The sequence below is a fragment of the Oscillospiraceae bacterium genome (assembly GCA_035353335.1).
Classification (GTDB): Bacteria; Bacillota; Clostridia; order Oscillospirales; family JAKOTC01; genus DAOPZJ01.
In genome coordinates this window covers 26,691-43,375 of the sequence record DAOPZJ010000018.1, presented here as the reverse complement: position 1 = coordinate 43,375, position 16,685 = coordinate 26,691, and the positions used below count along the sequence as shown (strand labels likewise).

The window sequence follows — 16,685 nt, the reverse complement described above, 5'->3', positions numbered from 1 at the left end:
GAGGATGATAAAGACAAACGTGACGGCAAAGACCTCGGTCACAAACTGAATGGCGACCTTGCTCTTTTTCATGCCGATGGCGGTCAGAACACCGACCTCGTATTTGCGTTCGCGGATATTGAAGATGTTGAGCACGACTAAAATGATCCCGCCGATCAAAAGCACCACAATCAGGAACACACCGGCGAATTTGCTCAGGTTTTCGAGCGGAACCAAGCTTTGTTCATAATTGGTGAGGTCGCTCGATGTGACGGTGTAGGTATCCGAAAGGCCCATGGAGACTGCTTCTTTGGCAAAGCTCTCGTAAGCCGCAGCATCGGCGAGCACATAAGTGCCGGAGAGTTGTGTGCGCAGCGCGGTGGTGGTCGTGGTTGTGGTCGTCGTAGTTCCGGAAGTGGTGCTCGAGGAGGTCTCGGTCGCGGCGGCCTCCGACTGTGCGGATATAGCGCTCAAAGTTCCGGCGCTTACAATAATCAGATTTGCCGAATCGGTGGAGGTGGAAAACCGCATTCCGGTCTCAAACGACCCTGAATTGCTGTTCGTATAAATGCCGTTGACAGTCAAAGTATAGAGCTCTTCGGTATTGTTGGGGTTTGAGATGGTCAATGAGCTCCCGATGGTCAAGCCGTTATAGGCGGCCAATTCGTCGGTAATCAGGCAGGTCATGTCGGGGGCGGTCAGGTCGATCATGGTTCCGCCGCTGACCTTGCAGGTTCCGTTGATAAAATCGGTCATCGCCGTTTCGGAACTGTAGCCCGTAATGCTGAAATCACCCTGCGTTCCGAACATCCCCGAAAAGCCCCTCCCCTGGGTCATTCCGCCGGGTACGGTCATACCGTCCGGTAAGGTCATCCCGCCGTTATTCACGCTCGGTTGGCTTTCGGAGGCTGTGCTTTCCGTGGAAGTGGTTTCGGTGGTGAAGGGTTCGATGTTTTCGTCGCCGGAATTGACCGAACCCGTGACCGTGTAATAGAAATCCGAAACCGACGGCGCTGCCGCATATTTTTCGAGTTCGTCAAGCGACAAGCCGGATATGGCGCTCAGCTGCTGCCGAAAGGACTCCCGATCACCGCTGCCGGAGGTTGTGAACTGTCCGATCACGGCGTTGCGGTTAATTGTGATTTGAGCGGTGATATTGATCGAATCAAGGCCTTCCTGTTTGACCTTTGCCGCCGACTGCTTGATGGACAATGCGACACAGCTCGAGACCGCGATCACGAGCACGATAATTCCGATCAAGATGTTTCTGCCCTTGGAACGCATGATGTTGCGAAGGGCATTGCGGACGATATACATATGCTTGCTCCACCTTTCGCCCGACTTTAATAGTCAGGTTGAGTTCGTTTGAAGCAAGCAATTCAAACTGAGACAAGCATAACGTAGAATTATGAGGAGTTTGTGAACATTAACGGTGAATCTTTTTATGGAATGCTGAATGTTTTTTCAGATAAAACCGCAAACAAAAGAGCGGGGGGACCCCCGCTCCTCAATCGAATGCGATTTTATGAACGGTGTCTGATTGCCTTGACGGCGGTAACTGCCGTTTCGACAACCAATCCGAAAAAGCCGACGCCGACAATAAAGAGATTGAAATTGTGGAAAGGCCAAAAAACGAATTTGATATCTTCAACCGGGACCAAACGGTCAAACAATGAAATGAATTCCGGATTGATGATGTTCGAATTCAGGAAAACGATCGCCATTGCGGCCATGATCAAAATATTGGCGGCGGCGGTCACGATCGCAAGGCGGGCGGTATATTGGCCTTCAACGAGCTTCATTGCGTTCTTGATAACCGATAAAAGCGTCAAAAAGAGGATGATAAGCCAAAAACCGTGTAAAATCCCGAGATTGAAAACCGGAGTCCATCCGATGCCCACCTGCCATATTCCGAGAACCTGCGGGAAACCGATCAGCAATATCGCGCAGATGATCGACCACATGATGTCGATAATCGGTTCATGGATTTTAATCCGCTCTTTATTTTTCGGAACGGGCGGCAGGTTCGAAAACATATCCTCTTTATTGATCGCAACTTTCTTATACTCTAAAACGGCAAAAATGATTGTGATAATGGCAAAGGCCTGAAAAGCGCCCGAAATCGCGCCCCCGATAATTCTGCCGAAGGTCTCGCCGAAAATCTGAAAGGTATCGGGGTTCGGATTCCATTCAACAAAGACAGCAAGCAAACCGGCGAAGGCGATACCCGCGGCGGCAATCGGGAGCACCAATTTTAAGATCCGTTTGTATAGCAGGAGATGCGAACCGGAGATCAAGGCCTTGTTTTCATCGCCGCTGTATTTGGCGGCGAGCTCTTCGGGCGTTCCGAGTTCGGTGAGTACAGCTTTGATGTCGGCTTCGGCCGGCGTCCTGCCTGCGCAGCGCTCTTCGAGCATATCCGAAATCAGGCCGTCGAGTTCCTTTTCGACGTCTGCCCGCGTTTTTTCCGGCAGATAGCGCGTGACGGCGTAGATATAGCGCGCAATGATATCGTTGTTCATAATCATGATTCCCTTCTGATCGGTAGTATTACTTCTCTAAGATTTGATTCAGGTCTTTGACAGTGTCCTGCCAGTGCAGGATCAATTCGGCCAAAACATCTTTGCCGAAATCGGTGGTGTTGTAATACTTGCGCGGCTTTGAGCCGTCGGTGTTCCAACTGCTGATCAAAAGCCCCTGACTCTCCAATCGACGCAGCAGCGGGTAGAGGGTGTTGGCCTCGATGGCGATACCGGTGTCGGCAAGTTCCGCGATCAGATTGTAGCCGTAGGTCGGTTTTCCGAGCTTGGCAAGCACGCAGAGAATTAGTGTTCCCCGCCTTAGTTCCAATAAAAAACCCGAGATTATTTCATCGCGTTCCAAAAAACATCACCTCACACACTATGTTATAGTTTGAATTATACAGTGTATCACACACTATTTCAATAGGGAAAATAAACAATGTTTCGAAATTATAAAAAAGGGTTGGCTAAGATAAAAAAACCCGGAGTACGTTAGCACTCCGGATTACTTTACTTCCATCAAGTAATGGGTTTCGGTCTCGGCGTATATGACAAACCCTAATCGCTGATATAAAAAACGAGCGGGGTTTTGTTTATAAGTTTTCAAATATGTTCGTATTTCGTTTTTCTTATTCTCTTCCAATTTATCTTTCAAAATTGCTGAGCCGATTCCTTTGTTTTGATATTCGGGCAGAATCGCAAACAGACCGATGCAGCAATCGCTGTTTTCATCCGTATGGCAGGTGAACAACCCGACATCTTTATTTTCGACTTGGATGATGTTCATATACTGAAGGAGTCTATCCATTTCTTTTTGCATTGCGCGCTTTTGAAATACTTCATCCCAACCGTAGATGATTTCAACGTACCATTTGAAACACTTTTCTTTCAATGAAAAAAGAAAATCATAATCCGCTTGAGTACATCTTCTGAAAGTATATTGCACGATGTTCATTCCCTTTTTATCTAGATCATTCGTATCAGCATGTTGCCGACAAATCCGGCAAGCCCTCGGTCGGGGGGATGTATCCGATGTCGAGGAGGTAAAGCTGATTGGTTTGGGTCTGGTCGCAGCCGCCGGTGAAGAGGATATAGTTGCCGTCGGGGGTGACACGCGGATGAAAATGCGACTTTTGGGAGGAGCGGGAACCGTAGGTGACGCGGTCCCCGAGCAGCGGCTGCCATTCCGGGGCAGCCGGGTCATACCGGCTCATCCGAACCATGCGGTGCCCCTTAATGCCGTTGTCATCGTAGTTCAGGGACTCATAAAAGATCATATTCCCGCGCGGGTCGCAGCCGGTGTGGGTATATCCGAAGGATTCGGGGAGTTTGTATTCGAAGAATTTATGGGTGAACGGGTCATAGACGCCGCCGACGTTATCGCCGTGTTTTTTATAGGCCTCGTAGATGACGCCCCGTTTGGTCACCGCGCAGTGATTTGCCATTCTTCCGTCGCGGCCTTTGGTGCGGATTTGGGTGTACCAGCTGCCCTCAAGGCCTGTGAAGAGAATCCCGGATTCTGTCGGCGGATGGTTGAGAAGAAAATATTCGTTTCCATAGGGGATGACATGGTGCAGCATCGCGTTCAGAATCAGGATGTCGCGCATCTCGCCGGTCTCCAGGTTGAAGGCCTGCACGATGCAGTCCTGAATCCGGTAGCGGTACTGCATATATTCCGCCCAGTTGAGGTAGGGCATATTTTTATAATAGTCCTTGTCGATGTGGGAGAATGCAAACCACTTGCCGTCGGGGGTCACGCAGCTCTGGGAGATCGGATAGCGGTCGGCAGGCAGCATGAACAGTTCGCGTTCCGAAAGGGTTTCGATGTCCATCTCTTTGGCGGTGTTGTTGTCAAAATAGATGATCTTGTTGGTTTTCGCGTTCAATACACTGCGGTGGTCGAGCACGCCTTTGCCGCAGGGCGTGCACCAGGGAACCCAGTGGGCGTCTTCGGGTCTGTTTTGCGCATGAGTCAGCTGGCGGCGGGTTCCGGTCGAGAGTTCGAGCGCCCAAAGCTGCACTTCGTTCCCGTCGCAGACATGGTAGACGACAAAGCGCTCGTCATCGGTGACCGACGGGATGAAATAATAGAGCGGATAACAGAAAGCGTTGTGGTCGGTCAGGCGAACTAACGTCCTGCCGGTCTCGGGATCGGTCTCTTTGGGGAAGTTTTGAAAGAAGTTCATAAACCCGCTCCTCTTTATGTTCAACGGTTTGGTCTTAAATAACTGTATCTATAGATTATAACTATTTACGGTTTCAGTCAAGGGTATCATTCATTATCAATTATTTCAATTTGCGGGCAAATGCTTCCGACAGCGACAGGTCGTTTTCATTCGGTCTGCCTTTGTTGATGCCCCCGAACAGTTTTAATAAGCTGTTGGTGTTGAACCCGGCGCAGCCGAATTCACCGGCGACGACATACCCTTTGGCTTGCAGTTTTTCGCGCAGGGTCTTATGGTCTTCACGCATCTTATCCGCAAGCATGGTTTCGCTTTTTACCAAAGCACGGGGCATTCCGTCGGTCGAGAATAAAAACACCCGTTTGCCTTTTGACGGCGGGAGATGATCAGCCAATTCCAGCAGTTTCAGATGGTGTTTGGCGTCGTATATCCCCGAGCCGAAACCGATCAGATCATAATCTTGCAGCTCCAGCGGCTTGATTTGCTGCGGTGAAACCACTTGAGCCCCGAGCACTTCGGCGATGCGCTTTGCGACTTTTTCGGTGTTTTTATGATGATAGGAACTGACGATGATGATTGTTTTCATAAATCTTCCCCTTTCTCATAAGCGAAAACCTCTCCGATCGGGACACCGAATGCGTCGGCAATCAAAAAAGCGAGTTCCAGCGACGGCGAATATTTACCCGCTTCAACAGCCATCACCGTCTGCCGCGAAATTCCGGCTTTTTCGGCGAGCTGCTGCTGGGTCATTTCATCGGAAAAAAAGCGCAAGCGGCGGATGTTGTTGGTGATCTTGATCTTTTTAGCCATCTCAGACACCCTTCCTGTAATAATAGATGCTCATTGCGCCGCCCGCAAGCGAACCGACGCCGAATGACAGGTATAGGATATTAAGCATGACTGCGGGAGGGCAGTTGAAAAGCAGCGTAATCAGTCCGGCGATAAAACCGGCGCCGATCAAGGCAAAACCGATCTTTCCCGACTTAAGTTCTATCAATTTGTCCATCTCGTCTTCGACCATGTTGGCCTCGATGGCTTTTCCGATTTTTTTGTCGTCGCCGCATTTTTCTTTTACGGCGACCGAAACCGAGAGCGCAATGTGAAAGAGGACCTGGATGACGATCATTGCGGCGATTCCTATTCCGATAAAAATCATCATGGTAGCGGAGAAGAATTTGAGATCGTTAAAATCCGCCGCTCCCGAACGAACTTGCCCGAAAGCATAAATGCAGTAAGCGATTAAAATCAATACGCCCATGAACATACTGATCCCGGTCTTTTTTTCCTGATAGGACATATGAATACAACTCCTTTCGATTACGTGTTATATAACACACGCATATAGTACTATTATATATACATAATGTCAAGTATTATATACATTTAATTATTATTAATTCTAGTCTGACCCGGATCCCACAATTAATAAAAGACCGCACTGCTGCGGTCTTTTATCGAAAAATTACATATAAGGTCGGCAATGTGCGCCAGAGGTGCAGGATTAGCAAATTATTAGTCGCGTTTGTAAGTGACAGAATGCCGCATGCGGGCTGCTACCCGCTATTTTATGTAATGCACATTGACAAGCGGGCAGCCCTCGAAGGCCTTCGGGCTGATCTCGATATTCGGATTGCGCGCATAGACGTCGCGCAGGGATGTGCAGTTTTTAAAGGCCCAGGACAGTATTTGTGTCGTTCCCCGCGGGAGATAGACCGATTTTAAATTTTTACACTCGTTAAAAGCGAACATACTGACTGTTTTTACCCCTTCGGGCAATTCGACGGTCTCGATCCCGCATCGGGTAAAAGCATACTGCCAGAGGTTTTTCAATGATTTGGAAAGGTGCAGTTCTTTGAGATTCCAAAGCCCGTCGAAGACGAAACCTCCGATATCCGTGACGGTATCGGGCATTTCGATATGGGTGATCTCAGGATGCCGTTTGAAGATGTCGTCGAAAATCACTGTGAGTCTGCCGCTGCATTCCGGAATCACAACGGAAGTGTCATTGCCGTAATATCCGGTCAGGCAAAAACTCTCATCGTCGATCATCCGGTAATAAAACTTGCCGCCCATAAATGATGTACCCTCCTCTCGGTCCGGTTCTTGCTCGGTTATATCGTTTGAATAACAATTCGACATTAATAGATTATTCCTTTTTTACGCCGCAGTCAAGAGGTACTTGAAAAGTAAACTGCGTTATCATGTTCATTTAAAAAAGTGTCTCCGTAAAATTATGCTCGTCGTATTTATAAAAGACATTTAAATGATCCGCAAATTTTTGAAAAAGAAATCCGCATCTTTAAGAGATTGTTTTTGAAAATCTTCTTGCCGATGCGGGGCGGTCCGGAGATCTATATCCGATCTTAATATGCAGATCCTTTTTCTAAAAACGGCGATACCCGAGCCGAACAAGACGACCTCACCGGCGAACAAAATCAACATCCCGGTGACGGCGGATTGCAGTCGCTATCTGACCTTCTTATTAAATAATTCAACTTTCCGCTGCCATTTTGCAGCTGTTTTATCGGTTTCGGTGTATAATAAAAGAAAAGAAACAGGCATTTCGGAGGTGTAAAATGAAAGAATTCGAAGAATATCTGGCGCAGATTGAAAATCTTCAGCATCGCACCCGTACCGAAGAAGTTTTAAATTGGGTCACGGCGACTTTTCCGAACCTAGTCCCGAAATTTGCATGGAATCAACCGATGTTTACCGACCACGGCACTTTTATCATCGCTTTCAGCGTGGCGAAACCCCATCTTGCGGTCGCTCCGGAGGGAGCGGGGATCATTCATTTTACCGAGGAGATCGAGCAGGCCGGATATGACTGTGGTGTCAAGTTCTTCCGGATTCGTTGGCAAGACGCTGTGGATTATGCCTTATTAGAGCGGATCATTCGATATAATATAACGGATAAAGCCGATTGTGTAACCTTCTGGCGAAAAGAATAGTGAGTAATCTTCCAATACGTTACGAACCGGTTCTCGTCTCCCAACTGTGTTGGGGGACTTTATCGCGCTTCGCTTGGAGGGCTGAACCACAGTCCCCCGGACTGTGGTTTGGTCACAATTTACTCCCTATGGTCGTACATTGTTCCCACGCCCTGGTTCTCGTCTCCCAACTATCGAAAATAAAAGACCGCGCAAGGCGGCCTTTTGTTTTTGGTGGGCGTTGGGGGACTTTATCGCGCTTCGCTTGGAGGGCTGAACCACAGTCCCCCGGACTGTGGTTTGGTCACAATTTACTCCCTATGGTCGTACATTGTTCCCACGCCCTGGTTCTCGTCTCCCAACTATCGAAAATAAAAGACCGCGCAAGGCGGCCTTTTGTTTTTGGTGGGCGTTGGGGGACTCGAACCCTCGACCTCCCGCATGTGACGCGGATGCTCTACCAACTGAGCTAAACACCCGAAGCAGGTCATATTCTACCACATCCCTGCTTGATTTTCAACCCTTTTATTTGTTTATATTTTGACTATTGTTTTTAATAACGATGGATAAATCAGCCGTTCAAATGTTTCGCAATCCGGTTGATTATCATTTCGAGCGCGACTGAGTTGTAGCCGCCCTCGGGGACGATGATGTCGGCATAACGTTTGCTCGGTTCGACAAAAGCCTCGTGCATCGGCTTGACCGTCTTCAGATATTGTTCAACTACGCTTTCAATGCTTCGACCCCGCTCCTTGACGTCGCGCATCACTCTGCGCAGCACCCTTACGTCGGCATCGGTGTCGACATAAATTTTGATGTTCATCAGGTCGCGCAGCGCCTTTTCGCAAAAGACCAATATGCCCTCGACAAGGATCACGCGGGTCGGCGGAATCATAACTGTGCGGTTGGTTCGGTTGTGAATCGAAAAATCATAGACCGGACATTCGATTGCTTTCCCGCTTTTGAGCAATTGCAAATGTTCGATCATCAGATCGGTGTCAAACGCGTCGGGATGGTCATAATTGAGTTTTGCGCGCTGCTCATACGGCAGTTCATCGTGCCGCTTGTAATAATTGTCGTGATAGACCACTCCGATGTCGCCGCCGAACCGTTCACACAGATGGCGCGTAATGGTGGTTTTTCCGCTGCCGGTACCTCCGGCGATGCCGAGAATCAAAACTTGGGACATGCTTGATGTGCCTGCCTTTCAAATTTCATAACAAATTTTCGTGAAAAACGTCAATTGACTTAAAACAGCGCTGCGGGTATAATTTCTTCAGAGAAAGAAGTTCTGTAAAGGATGGACTTAAACGATGGCAAAACTCTACTTCAAGTACGGTGCGATGGGAAGTTCGAAGTCCGCGCAGGCGCTGATCACAAAATTCAATTATGAGGAGCGCGGCATGTCGGTCTGGCTTTTAAAACCGGCGGTGGATACCCGTTTCGGCGACGATCTGGTGTGCTCGCGCGTGGGCCTTTCCGCCAAAGCCGAGGTCGTCCCGGCTTACTTTGACCTCGTCAAGGCCTTTCTCGCGAGAAAACCCGGCGAGACCTCGGTCATCATCATTGACGAGGCGCAGTTTTTGACGTCCGAGCAAGTCGATCAGCTTCGCCTGATTGTCGACGATTACGATGTGCCCGTGCTCTGCTTCGGGCTGCGCACCGACTTTTTAACCCATATGTTCCCCGGCAGCAGGCGGCTGATGGAGATCGCCGAATCGATTACCGAAATTAAAACTGTCTGCGCCTGCGGGGCCAAGGCCATCGTCAACGCGCGTCTGGACGCCGCCGGCAACATCGTCACCAGCGGCGAACAGGTGTTTTTAGGCGGCAACGAGAGCTATGTCGCGATGTGCCACCGCTGCTGGCGCAAAAAGATCAAGCGGCAGAAGGAAACAGAATAATATCCGGACATTTCTGCGGGCGGATACAAATCCGCCCGCGTGTTTTTTGGATAAAAACAAAGATCTATCTTGCGCCTTTGTCATAAGGTATACCCTCGGCTCTCGGGGCCTGTGAGCTGCGGGAACTGAAAATCAGCACGACCAGCGTTGCGATATACGGGATCATTTTATAGATATATCCGGTGATGTTGAGGTTCATTAAAAACGGGATCGAAGAATAGGCCGCCGAAATGGTCTTCATAAAACCGAAGAACAGCGCAGCGCCCGCAATCTTCCACGGATTCCACTGACCGAAGATCAGGACTGCCAATGCGAGGAATCCGTAACCGGAGACCGTTGCGTCGAAATTGGTCGAGGTCGGGACGATGAAAATCAAACCGCCCATCCCGGCCAATGCCCCCGAGATCATCACGCCCGCATACCGGATGCCGTAGACCGAGATGCCGACCGCGTCAGCCGCCTGGGGATGTTCGCCGCAGGAACGCAGCCGAAGTCCGAACCGGGTTTTATACAGCACGATCGCGCCGATAATCAAAATTGCGAAACCGATATATGTCGTGATATAGACGTTTTTGAACAGCAGGCCGCCGATGACCGGGATATCCCCGAGAACCGGCACTTTTTCTATCCAGAAGGTATTGGTGAAGTTGATCTGCTGAACGCCGGAGGGTTGAATCAACCGGGCGGTGTAGATGGTAAAAGCGGGTGCAAGCAGATTGAGCGCCGTTCCGCTGATGGTCTGGTCGGCTTTCATATTGATCGAGGCATAGGCATGCAGCATTGAAAAGATCATGCCTGCGATCGCCGAAATGAGCAGCGCGAGCAGCAAAAGCCACTGCCCCGACATCTTGTCCTGCATGGAATTGATGAACAAAATTCCGGAAAATCCGCCCATGATCATGATGCCTTCCAGCGCGATGTTGATGACGCCGCTGCGCTCCGAATACATACCGCCGAGCGCGACGATCATCAGCGGGATCATGAAAAACATCGTCTGCTGGAACAGGAAATAGACGGTGTTCATACTTTGCCGCCTCCTTTCGAATCGCCCGCGGGCGGTGATTTTGGTTCGTTTTCAATTTTCATGTTGAGCTTATGCGTTCTGCGGTCGGCAATGAAGTTTCGGATCACCAGCGAAAAAGCGGCACAGTAGATGATGACCGCGGTGATGATGTTGATGATTTCCGACACAAAACCGACCAGCTGCATCTGGAGACCGCCGACGGTGATGTACGCGATAAAGATACCGGCGAACAGCGCGCCGATGGGATTCGACATGCCGAGCAAAGCGACCGAGATGCCGTCGAACCCCTGCGAGGCCAACGTATCGACGACCGAGATGTAAATACCCGTGCCCGAAAGATACAGCAGGCCGCCGCCGATTCCGGCGAGCGCGCCCGCGATGATCATAGCCAGAATGATATTCTTTTTTTCGTTGATTCCGGCATATTTCGCGGCGTCCCGGTTGAAGCCGCAGGCCTTGAGTTCATAGCCGAATGTGGTCTTGTTCAAGATGATCGCGATGATGATCGCCGCAATAATTGCCACGATGATGCCGCCGCTGGCATTGGATTCGGGGAAGATCTTATCAAGCCCCATTTTCGGAATGTTGGCGGTATCCGCAACCGGCAGCGACCGGTTGGTGTATTGATGGAAGACCGTCGCCTTGACAAGCATATTGACCGTGTACATGCCGATATAGTTGAGCATGATGCAGGAAATGACCACATTCACGTTGAAAAACGCATTCAAAACACCCGGCAGAATCGCCCATACCGCGCCGAAGATCATCGCGGTGAGCAATGCGACAAACCATTGAACCTGACCGAGCGAAGTCATTTTGACACCGACCAGCACCGCTCCGTAAGCGCCCATGATAAACTGACCCGAAGCGCCGATGTTGAAAAGGCTCGTCCTGAACGCAAAGGCCACCGAGAGACCGGTCATGATAATCGGCGTTGCGTAATATAGTACGTTGCCGAAATCTTTGGGGGTCGACAGACCGCCCGTCAGAATCATTTTAAAACCGGCCCATGCCTGCTGCGGATCGCTGATGAGCATGATGATGAATCCGAAAATCAAGCCGACCGCAATCGCAGCGGCCGAGGAGATCGCGCCGGAGGCCTTTGAGATATCGGGGGCAGCAAGCACCTTGATGAGTCCCTTTTGGTCTCTCATTTTCTCGTTCCTCCCTTCGCGCCGGCCATATAGAGGCCGAGTTCGTTTTCGGTGACCTCCGAGGGTTTTACGTTTGCGACGATCTGCCCGTCGAACATGACCAAAATGCGGTCGGCGAGGTTCATGACTTCCGAGAGTTCAAACGAGACCACCAAAACGGCCTTGTCGTTGTCACGCGCCCGGACGATCTGGCGGTGCATATATTCGATGGCGCCGACGTCGAGGCCGCGCGTGGGCTGTACGGCGAGCAGCAATTCGGGGTTTCGTGCGATCTCTCGCCCGGCGATGGCTTTTTGCTGGTTTCCGCCGGACATGCTGCGCGCTTTTGTCGAAATGCCCGCGCCGGTCCGGATGTCGAATTGTTCGACAAGGGTCTTGGCATAGGCGTTGATCTCACGTTTTCTCAAAAATCCCGCAGTCGAAAAACGGGGTTCAAAATATTGCTGGAGTACGAGGTTTTCTGCCAGCGTATAATCGAGCACCAGCCCGTATTTATGCCGGTCCTCGGGAATATGCGAAATGCCGTGGGTGTTGCGGTAACGGATGCTTCGGCGGGTGATGTCCTCGCCTTTTAATAAAATTTTGCCGCTGTCGGGAACCATCAGACCGGTCAGCGCATAAATCAATTCGCTCTGGCCGTTTCCGTCGACGCCCGCGATGCACACGATCTCGCCCGCCTTGACCTCAAAACTGATGTCTTTCAGTTTTTCTTTCGTGCTGCCGCGGGTTTTCATCATCAGTCCCTCGACCTGAAGTACGCAGTTTTTGGGCGTTTTCGGGTCTTTATGGACGACCAGATCCACTTTGCGGCCAACCATCATCTCAGACAGCTTTTCGACGGTGACGTCTTTGACGTCTACGGTACCGACGCATTTGCCGAGCCGCAGCACCGTGCAGCGATCGGCGACCGCCATGATCTCCTCGAGTTTATGGGTGATAAATAAGATCGATTTCCCCTCTTTGATCAATTCGCGCATGATCTGCATCAGCTCGGTGATCTCCTGCGGAGTCAAAACCGCAGTTGGCTCGTCGAAGATCAATATTTCATTTTCGCGGTAGAGCATTTTTAAAATTTCAACGCGCTGCTGCATTCCGACCGTGATGTCAGAAATCAGCGCGTCGGGTTCGACTTTCAGCCCATACCGTTCCGATAAAGCGACAACTTTTTTACAGGCCTGCTCCATTTTTAAAAAGCCGAATTTCGTGGTCTCGTCGCCGAGGATGATATTTTGTAAAACGGTAAAATTGTGGACGAGTTTAAAATGCTGATGCACCATTCCGATGCCGAGATCGTTGGCCGTTTTCGGCCCGGAGATCCTTGCTTTTTGCCCGCGCAGGAAAATCTCACCCTCTTCGGGTTCGTACATGCCGAAGAGCACGCTCATCAAGGTCGATTTCCCTGCGCCGTTTTCTCCGAGCAACGCATGGATTTCGCCCTTTTTGACCTGCAGCGTCACCTTGTCGTTCGCTCTGATTCCGGGAAATTCCTTGGTGATGCCGCGCATCTCGATAATAGTATCCATCTCAGCCATTTCCTTTCAGTCGGAAATCCTCATCTTTCGAAGTTTTCCGGTAATGCCTTGAAGGCCCGGGCATGATGATCCTGTTTGGCGGGCTTTGCTACGGCAAGGCGGAAAGGCGCAAATTAACGCCTTTCCGCCTGCCGTTCAACGCACCCTGCGTTACAAGCGCATGCGTTTGTTTACGGGTATAACTTAAATTTTCTGTTTAGTCAGCGATCTCAGTGACAACAACATACTTCAGGCCCAGGTCCGCGATTTTGATATCGGACTTGTTATTGACTTTGTAAGTACCGTCAACGACCTTGTTGAAGCAGGCAGTGTAATCAGCCGCCTTGAAGGTAAGGAACTTGTTGTGATCCATCGCGAGGCCGACGCCCTTGCGGGTCACGTCGAGCGTCCAGGTCTTGCCGCCCTCGAAAGAGGTGCCGTAAGCGGACGTAAGCGCCTGATAGACGGATTCGCCGAGCATCTTCATTGCGGAAGTGATGACTGTGGGAGACTCGTTGTACTGGTCAACGTCAACGCCGACGACCCACTTGTCCTTCTGCGCCGCAGCAGCTGCCATGACGGAGTTGCCGACTGCGCCGCCGCAGGCGAAGATGACCTGTGTTCCGGCGGTATACCAACCGGCTGCACGTGTCTGGTTCTCGGGGGTGGCTGCGAAGTCGCCGGAGTAGTTGTACTTGATCTTGATGGAACCGGCAGCAAGGTTCATTTCCTTTGCGGCCTGCTCAGCACCCTGGATGAAGCCGTAACCGTAACGGATGACGGCCGGAACAGCCATACCGCCCTGGAAGCCCAGCTCGGTGAAGCCGTCTTTGACTGCCGCGTAACCGGCAAAGAAACCGGCCTGCTCTTCTGCATAGAGGATGCAGAGGACGTTCGATTCGGTCTTATAGGTCTTATAATCCTCGGTGTGGGGTTGTCCGTCCAAAAGGATGAACTTGACGCTCGGATACTTGGTCTGAGCCTGATAGATCGGAACTTCGAACAGGAAGCCCGGGGTTACGATGATTTTGGCTCCGCCTTTTACGGCGAGATCAATGGCTTCGAGATAAGCAGCGTTGCTCTTTTCTTTGGGCTGATAATATTTATGGGTGATTTTCTTCTCGGTCGCATACTTGACAAGGCCTTCCCAGGCGCCCTGGTTGAAGGATTTGTCGTCGATGGTGCCGATATCGGTGACCAACGCAATTTCAAAAGTCTCTTTCGGCGTGGAAGTCGTGGACGCCGCGGAAGAGGCCTTGGACGAAGTCGCCGTGGATGTCTTGGATGCGGTCGACGCAGTCGAAGCGACGGACGCAACCGACGCGGCGGATTCGACGGACGCAACCGACGCGGTGGATTCAACCGAAGGTGTCGTGGATTCAACCGACGGGGTGGACTCGACGGAAGACGCTGTCGAGGATGTCTTGCTGCCGCAGCCGACGAATGCAGCCAGTGATACCAGCATTACGACGGCAAGCAAAACAGAAAGCGCTTTTTTCATTAAAAACCCTCCTAAATGATTCTGTTCAACTTACGCTTTTTAGCGCGGTTTCATTATACATCACTCCGTCGAAAAATGCAATAGTCAAACATTCGGATTGACATCAACAGGGCTTCGGCATTATAATAAGAAAAAATCAGGAAACGGCGAGGGGCGGTAAAGGAAAAATGAAAAAAAGGGTGTTGGCGATTGTGCTTGCGGTCCTGATGACGCTGACGCTGATCGGCGGCATCTCCGCTTATCTTTTCCGCTGAAGTTAGGGGATCGCCTATGGACTGCTTACAAAAAAAGCTGCTTTTAATCGTCAATCCGACCGCAGGCCGAATGCAGGCTGTCCGCAGCATCGGGAAAATCAAAAAGATTCTTTGCGACGGAGGCTATACCGTCTCGGTACACATCACCTCCGCCCGCGCTGAGGCCACACACCTGCTTGCGGCTTCGGCGGGCGATTATGACGTTGTCGGCTGCTGCGGCGGCGACGGCACGCTCAACGAAGTCATCAGCGGTATCATGCTATCGGGAAAAGACGTCCCGATCGGCTATATTCCGTGCGGCACGACCAACGATCTGGCCAAATCGCTCGGCTTGCCCCTCTCGATTTTCAAAGCGGCCGGCAATCTTGTGACAGGCGATCTGTATTATGAAGATATCGGCGAATTCCAAAACCGCTATTTTACATATGTGGCGTCTTTCGGCGCTTTTACGAGAGTTTCATACGAGACCCCGCAAAAAGACAAAAACCTTTTCGGCCATGCCGCCTATCTGATGGGCGGTCTGCGCTCCGTCGGCGATATCAGGCCGTTTCGGGTCAAAGTCACCTGCGACGGCGAGACCGAGGAGGGCGAGTATATTTTCGGCGCGGTGACCAATTCGACCTCGGTCGGCGGGGTGATGCGGCTCTCCGATGACCAGGTCAATCTGCGCGACGGTAAATTTGAGGTGATGCTGGTCCGAAAGCCCGACACCATGCAGATCGGGCAATTGATTGACGAGGCGGTGAACCGGCACTATGACGGAAAGCTGATCTCCCTTCACCATGCGTCAAAAATCCGTTTTCAATCGGAAGTCCCGCTGGCTTTTACGCTCGACGGCGAAAACGGCGGGGAATATACCGACTGCAGGGCCGTTAACCTGCAGCATGCCGTTCGGCTCATTCTGCCTCGCTGAGGGCCGAAAAAAGCCCTGTTTGTGTCATATCGGACGCGCTCTCTCAATATACTTTGACAGTATCGGAGAGGGAGCGTTTTTATATGATGGTATGGTCATTTAAACTAAACAAGAAAATTCTCGCCTTTGCGCTGATTTTGATCGCGGCCGTCATCGTGGTGATTTTGATTGCGACCGGAGGCGGAGGCAAAACCTCCGAAGAGACCTCCTCGCGCAACAACGCCGTAACCGGTCAGGCGGATCTGGTCAAATTTATCAAACAGTTCGGCTGGGAGATCGAAGAGACGCCCGAAGAGACGATCGCTATCTACATCCCGAAAAATTTCGACACGGTGCTCGAGCGGTATAACACCATCCAGAAGAATCAGGGTTATGACCTGACGAAATACCGCGGTGAAAAGGCGACCCGCTACACCTTTGTCATCACCAACTATCCGGGCGTCACCGACAAAGTGGTCATCAATGTGATCGTACGCAACGAAGAGGTGATCGGCGGAGACGTCTGCTGCAAAGCTCTGGGCGGATTTATGCACGGTTTTTCGCCCGAACGCGCCGAAGCGTCAACGTTGGCCGAGGTCTCTCTGCCCGCTGCCGCCGAGAGTGAAACTGCCGAACCGACCGTTGTTCCCGACGAAGTCGTCGGACCCAGTGATTAAAACCTCTTCGTGTAAAGGTTAAAGTTTAAACGCAAAGTAAAATTTCGCTGATTTCATCGTGCCGCGATTTCAATGCAGAGGCGCACAAAGTGCGCCTCTGCCGCCTTTGCGTGCGCTCCTCTTTTTCTTACAAATTCGTTATTTGCATAATTTA

18 protein-coding genes and 1 tRNA gene are annotated in these 16,685 nt (G+C 50.9%); 4 read left to right on the top strand and 15 right to left on the bottom strand.

Annotated elements, in window-relative coordinates:
• From PKH29_05500 to PKH29_05460, 9 genes are all read right to left on the bottom strand, one after another.
• Positions 1–1,296 (bottom strand): ABC transporter permease (locus PKH29_05500; GenBank protein HNX14291.1); only part of this gene is annotated, 1,296 nt, incomplete at its 3' end.
• A 206-nt stretch (positions 1,297–1,502) separates the two neighbouring features.
• Positions 1,503–2,501 (bottom strand): hypothetical protein, encoded by a 999-nt coding sequence (locus tag PKH29_05495; GenBank protein HNX14290.1) that lies wholly within the window; start codon positions 2,499–2,501, stop codon positions 1,503–1,505.
• Between the two features lie 28 nt (positions 2,502–2,529).
• Complete coding sequence (locus PKH29_05490; GenBank protein ID HNX14289.1) at positions 2,530–2,862, bottom strand: PadR family transcriptional regulator; 333 nt, start codon at positions 2,860–2,862, stop codon at positions 2,530–2,532.
• Positions 2,863–3,006: 144 nt separating this feature from the next.
• Positions 3,007–3,456, bottom strand: a complete 450-nt coding sequence (locus PKH29_05485; GenBank protein ID HNX14288.1) for a GNAT family N-acetyltransferase — start codon at positions 3,454–3,456, stop codon at positions 3,007–3,009.
• 25 nt (positions 3,457–3,481) lie between these two features.
• Complete coding sequence (locus PKH29_05480; protein HNX14287.1) at positions 3,482–4,687, bottom strand: hypothetical protein; 1,206 nt, start codon at positions 4,685–4,687, stop codon at positions 3,482–3,484.
• Between the two features lie 100 nt (positions 4,688–4,787).
• Positions 4,788–5,270, bottom strand: a complete 483-nt coding sequence (locus tag PKH29_05475; GenBank protein HNX14286.1) for a flavodoxin family protein — start codon at positions 5,268–5,270, stop codon at positions 4,788–4,790.
• Positions 5,267–5,494 (bottom strand): helix-turn-helix transcriptional regulator, encoded by a 228-nt coding sequence (locus PKH29_05470; GenBank protein HNX14285.1) that lies wholly within the window; start codon positions 5,492–5,494, stop codon positions 5,267–5,269. The genes PKH29_05475 and PKH29_05470 overlap by 4 nt, the downstream gene beginning before the upstream one ends.
• Position 5,495: 1 nt before the next feature.
• A complete protein-coding gene (locus PKH29_05465) occupies positions 5,496–5,981 on the bottom strand; it encodes a hypothetical protein (GenBank protein ID HNX14284.1) in 486 nt (161 codons plus the stop codon).
• A gap of 263 nt (positions 5,982–6,244) precedes the next feature.
• Entirely contained in the window at positions 6,245–6,757 is a 513-nt protein-coding gene (locus PKH29_05460; GenBank protein HNX14283.1) for a leucine-rich repeat domain-containing protein, read from the bottom strand.
• Positions 6,758–7,260: 503 nt separating this feature from the next.
• Here PKH29_05460 and PKH29_05455 point away from each other — a divergent pair.
• Positions 7,261–7,635 carry an iron chaperone gene (locus PKH29_05455; protein ID HNX14282.1) on the top strand — a complete coding sequence of 125 codons (375 nt, stop codon included), beginning with the start codon at positions 7,261–7,263 and terminating at the stop codon, positions 7,633–7,635.
• A gap of 382 nt (positions 7,636–8,017) precedes the next feature.
• Here the strand turns inward: PKH29_05455 and PKH29_05450 are convergent.
• Positions 8,018–8,093: transfer RNA gene (locus PKH29_05450), tRNA-Val, on the bottom strand.
• Between the two features lie 92 nt (positions 8,094–8,185).
• Complete coding sequence (udk, locus tag PKH29_05445; protein HNX14281.1) at positions 8,186–8,803, bottom strand: uridine kinase; 618 nt, start codon at positions 8,801–8,803, stop codon at positions 8,186–8,188.
• A gap of 124 nt (positions 8,804–8,927) precedes the next feature.
• Between udk and PKH29_05440 the strand changes: the two genes are divergently transcribed.
• Complete coding sequence (locus tag PKH29_05440; GenBank protein ID HNX14280.1) at positions 8,928–9,518, top strand: thymidine kinase; 591 nt, start codon at positions 8,928–8,930, stop codon at positions 9,516–9,518.
• 64 nt (positions 9,519–9,582) lie between these two features.
• On the opposite strand, the gene PKH29_05435 is transcribed toward PKH29_05440, so the two are convergent.
• The 4 genes from PKH29_05435 to PKH29_05420 form a co-directional block, all read right to left on the bottom strand.
• Positions 9,583–10,542, bottom strand: coding sequence for an ABC transporter permease (locus PKH29_05435; protein ID HNX14279.1), 960 nt, complete (start codon positions 10,540–10,542; stop codon positions 9,583–9,585).
• Entirely contained in the window at positions 10,539–11,696 is a 1,158-nt protein-coding gene (locus PKH29_05430) for an ABC transporter permease (protein HNX14278.1), read from the bottom strand. Before PKH29_05430 ends, PKH29_05435 begins: the two co-directional genes overlap by 4 nt.
• Positions 11,693–13,219, bottom strand: a complete 1,527-nt coding sequence (locus tag PKH29_05425) for an ABC transporter ATP-binding protein (GenBank protein ID HNX14277.1) — start codon at positions 13,217–13,219, stop codon at positions 11,693–11,695. Before PKH29_05425 ends, PKH29_05430 begins: the two co-directional genes overlap by 4 nt.
• A gap of 205 nt (positions 13,220–13,424) precedes the next feature.
• Entirely contained in the window at positions 13,425–14,708 is a 1,284-nt protein-coding gene (locus PKH29_05420) for a BMP family ABC transporter substrate-binding protein (GenBank protein ID HNX14276.1), read from the bottom strand.
• A 270-nt stretch (positions 14,709–14,978) separates the two neighbouring features.
• Between PKH29_05420 and PKH29_05415 the strand changes: the two genes are divergently transcribed.
• A complete protein-coding gene (locus PKH29_05415) occupies positions 14,979–15,875 on the top strand; it encodes a diacylglycerol kinase family lipid kinase (GenBank protein ID HNX14275.1) in 897 nt (298 codons plus the stop codon).
• An 83-nt stretch (positions 15,876–15,958) separates the two neighbouring features.
• Complete coding sequence (locus PKH29_05410) at positions 15,959–16,531, top strand: DUF4830 domain-containing protein (protein ID HNX14274.1); 573 nt, start codon at positions 15,959–15,961, stop codon at positions 16,529–16,531.
• The last annotated feature ends 154 nt before the right edge of the window (positions 16,532–16,685 follow it).